The 3,642-nt window shown below is 72.5% G+C and carries 4 protein-coding genes and 1 pseudogene; 2 read left to right on the top strand and 3 right to left on the bottom strand.

Annotated elements, in window-relative coordinates; all coding sequences use genetic code 11:
- The 3 genes from AB0C29_RS38305 to AB0C29_RS38295 all read right to left on the bottom strand — a co-directional run.
- The coding region (locus tag AB0C29_RS38305) for a glycoside hydrolase family 3 N-terminal domain-containing protein (protein WP_360831222.1) at positions 1-1,430 on the bottom strand (1,430 nt) is incomplete at its 3' end.
- Positions 1,431-1,572: 142 nt separating this feature from the next.
- The gene (locus AB0C29_RS38300; protein WP_360831219.1) at positions 1,573-1,806 is read right to left on the bottom strand and encodes a hypothetical protein; all 234 of its coding nucleotides are present in this window, start codon (positions 1,804-1,806) and stop codon (positions 1,573-1,575) included.
- Positions 1,807-1,850: 44 nt separating this feature from the next.
- Positions 1,851-2,309, bottom strand: coding sequence for a hypothetical protein (locus AB0C29_RS38295; RefSeq protein WP_360831217.1), 459 nt, complete (start codon positions 2,307-2,309; stop codon positions 1,851-1,853).
- A 91-nt stretch (positions 2,310-2,400) separates the two neighbouring features.
- On the opposite strand from AB0C29_RS38295, the gene AB0C29_RS38290 reads away from it, so the two are divergent.
- Positions 2,401-3,105 carry a GAP family protein gene (locus tag AB0C29_RS38290; RefSeq protein WP_360831214.1) on the top strand — a complete coding sequence of 235 codons (705 nt, stop codon included), beginning with the start codon at positions 2,401-2,403 and terminating at the stop codon, positions 3,103-3,105.
- Positions 3,106-3,180: 75 nt separating this feature from the next.
- Positions 3,181-3,642 (top strand): annotated as a pseudogene (locus AB0C29_RS38285) (N-acetyl-gamma-glutamyl-phosphate reductase); the annotation flags it as partial.

Below are 3,642 nucleotides of genomic sequence, written 5' to 3'. Positions count from 1 at the left end.
TCCGGGTACGACGCACCGGCCGGGTCCGGCACCAGCCGCTCGATCTCGGCCCCGAGGGCGGTGGTGATCGTCCAGCCGGCCGGGGCGACCCGGCGGAAGCCGTCGAGCACGGTCTCGATCAGCTCGCGGGGCTGGCCGTCGGGCATCCAGTCGACCTGCCCGGAGGCTCCGGCCCAGTCACCCAGCTGCGACTGCGGGGCGTCCGCGTTGGGGCCGATGACCGCGACGGTCCGCGTGCCGGTGAGCCCCGAGGCGCGCCCGTCCGCGTCGGCGACCAGGCCACCGGCCAGCGGCAGGGTGCCGTCGTTGCGCAGCAGCACCAGCGAGCGGCGGGCGATCTCGAGGTTGAGCGCGGCGTGGTCGCGGTGCCCGATCACGGCGGCCTGCCGTACGGCGTCCGGGGCCCGCGGGTTCTCGAAGAGGCCGAACTCGAACTTGAGCCGCAGGATCCGCCGGACCGCCGCGTCGATCTCGTCCTCGCTGATCCGGCCCTGCTCGACCGCGGACTGCGCGCCCTCGAAGAAGCCCGGGGTGGTCATCACCAGGTCGTTGCCCGCCCGGACGGCCTGCGCGGCGGCGTCGACCAGGTCGGCGCAGACCTTCTGCTCCCAGACCATCCGGCCGACGTTGTCCCAGTCGGTGACCAGCGTGCCGGTGAAGCCCCACTCCTGCTTGAGCACGTCGTTGAGCAGCCACCGGTTGAGCGTGATGGGCACGCCGTCCATCGACTGGTAGCCGAGCATGAAGGTGGCGCAGCCCTCGCGGGCGACCCGCTCGAACGGCGGCAGGAACCACGAACGCAGCTTGCGCGGGCTCAGGTCGGCCTCGCTGGCGTCGCGCCCGCCCTGGGTCTCGGAGTAGCCGGCGAAGTGCTTGGCCGAGGCCAGTACGGCGGTCGGGTCGGTCAGGCCGTCGCCCTGGTAGCCGCGGACCATCGCGGCGCCGAGCTCACCGATCAGGAACGGGTCCTCGCCGAAAGTTTCGTCCACCCGGCCCCAGCGCAGGTCCCGGGTGATGCACAGCACGGGGGAGAAGGTCCAGTGGATGCCGGTCGCCGAGACCTCGATCGCGGTGGTCCGGGCCACCCGCTCGACCAGGTCCGCGTCCCAGCTGGCGGCCATGGCGAGCTGGGTCGGGAAGACCGTCGCGCCGGGCCAGAAGCCGTGCCCGTGGATGCAGTCCTCGGCGGTGATCAGCGGAATGCCGAGCCGGGTGCCGGCGGCCAGGTCGATGGCCTCCAGCATGCGCTGCGGGGAGGCGTGCAGGATCGAGCCGGCGAGCCGGGTGCTGACCGCGTCCTTGAGGTCGCCGCGCGCGTCGAGCTGCAGCATCTGGCCGACCTTCTCGGCCAGGGTCATCCGGCCGAGCAGATCCTCGACCCGCTGCTCGACGGGCAGCGAGGGGTCACGGTACGGGTCCGCAGCGGCCACGAGGTTTCCTCCGAAACGCAACACATCGGTAAGCGTCCGGAAGTGTCGCACAGCCCGGAACCGGTACCGGCGACCCCAGGGGTCGTATCTTCGGTCAATCAGTACCGGAACCGGAGCTACCGCCGTGAACCCGTGCGTACGGTCAGGCGTCGTTGTCGCTGCTGTCCACGCTCGGGACCTCGATCCCGGCCGCGTCGATGGCGTCCAGGCGGGCCCCGGCGGCCTCCTTCTCGCGCTGGGCCAGGTTTGCGTACTCGGCCTGCACGGACGGGTCGTCGAGGTCCTCGACGCGGTCGAAGAAACGCTGGGTGGTGCGGACGGCCTCGGCGTACGCCAGGGCGGTCTCCCGGATGCGGACCAGTTCCTTGTCAGCCATGGCTGAAGTCATACCCGCCCAGGTCGCCAACCGTCCACCGCCTCTCAGTAGGAGGGGCAGATCCGCTTGCGCACGACCTCGAGGATCCGGGCGGCGGTGGCCTCGCCGAAGCCGTCGGGATGGTCCGGCGCGGTGAAGCGCTGGTTGGTCAGCGCCACCAGCTTGGCCTGGTCGTCCGGCCACTCCTTGACGCCGGCGCACTGGTTCAGGCCCCGGTCGACGAGCCGGCGGAGGTCGCCGTCGCCGACGATGGCCGGGTCGATCTGCCGCAGGTCGGCGACGTAGGCCTCGGCGGTCGCCCGGTCCGGCGGCGGCAGCATCCCGGGCGGGGGAGCACCGCCGGGCGGAGGACCACTTGGCGGAGGTCCACCGGGTGGCGGCGAGCCGCCGGGTGGCGGCCCTCCGGGCCCCGGACCGGCCGGATCGGCGGAGCCGCAGCCGACGAGCGCGGCCAGGACCGCGCCGACGGCCAGGACATGACGTACCCGCACAGTGGACCTCACCGGGGCACGATAGCGGCTGACCCGGGCCACCCGCCGGACCACGCGTCCGTGGGGCAGCAGAGCGTCGGGGGTGGCACCTAGAGTCCTTGCGGTGGAGTGGACTCTTGTCGCCGCCCTGGCCGGTCTGGCCCTGGTCGACAGCACGAGCATCGGTACGCTGCTCATTCCCCTGTGGATGCTGCTCGAGCCGAAGCTGCGGGTGCCGCAGTTCTTCGTCTATCTCGCCACGGTCGCGGGCTTCTACTTCGTCGTCGGGCTGATCCTGATCACCGGCGCGGGCTCGCTGCGCGGCCTGCTCGACGGCCACGACGTCGTCGGCTGGGTCCAGCTGGTCGTGGGTGCCGCACTGTTCCTGCTCAGCTTCTACTTCGAGCCCAAGCGCGTGCGCCGGCGTCGCGCCCGCCGCGGTGGGACGGACCCGGCGACGCGCTGGCGGGCCCGGCTGTCGACCGCCGAGGCGTCCCCGCGGGCGATGGCCGGGCGGGGTGTCGCCGCGGCGGGCATCGAGGTGCTGTCGATGGTGCCGTACCTCGCGGCCATCGGCCTGCTGACGGCGGCGGACGTCGGCGCGCCCCTGCGAGTGGCGCTGCTCACCGGGTACGTCGTCGTGATGGTGCTGCCCGCGCTGGTGCTGCTCGGGGTGCGTACCGCGTTGGGCAGTCGGATCGATAGACCGTTGCAGCTGGTCAGCGCGTGGATGTCCCGGCACCTGGACGGGGCGCTGGGGTGGGTTCTGGCGATCATCGGGGTGCTGCTGGTCCGTGACGCGGTGTTGCGGCTGCACCTGATCGGGTGAGGGCGCCACCTTTCGAGGTTGCTTCCTGGCTCTGCGCGTTGATACCGTCCTCTGCATAGTCATGCGGAGGTAAGTATGGGAATCAGGGTCGCTGTCGCCGGGGCGAGTGGGTACGCCGGGGGCGAGCTGCTGCGCCTGATCGCCGGGCACCCCGAGTTCGACCTCGTCGCCGCCACGGCGCACAGTCAGGCGGGAACGCCCGTGGCCGCCGTACACCCGCAGCTCGCGGGCCTGGATCTCGTCCTCGGGGTGACCGACGCGGAGACCCTGGCCGACGCTGATCTGGTCTTCCTGGCTCTGCCGCACGGGCAGTCGGCGGCGCTGGCCGCGCAGCTGCCCGCCGGGGTCAAGATCGTCGATCTGGGCGCCGACTTCCGGCTGCACGACGCCGACGCCTGGGGCCGCTACTACGGCGGCACGCACGCCGGCACCTGGACCTACGGCCTGCCGGAGCTGCCCGGGCACCGGCCCGCCAACGCCGCCAGCGACCGGGAGGCCAACACCGGCTGCTACGCGCCCACCAACGCCCACGCGCTC

The sequence above is a fragment of the Actinoplanes sp. NPDC048791 genome (genome assembly GCF_040650095.1).
Taxonomy (GTDB): domain Bacteria; phylum Actinomycetota; class Actinomycetes; order Mycobacteriales; family Micromonosporaceae; genus Actinoplanes.
The sequence above is the reverse complement of the archived record's forward strand: the minus strand, read 5'-3'. Positions and strand labels throughout refer to the sequence as shown.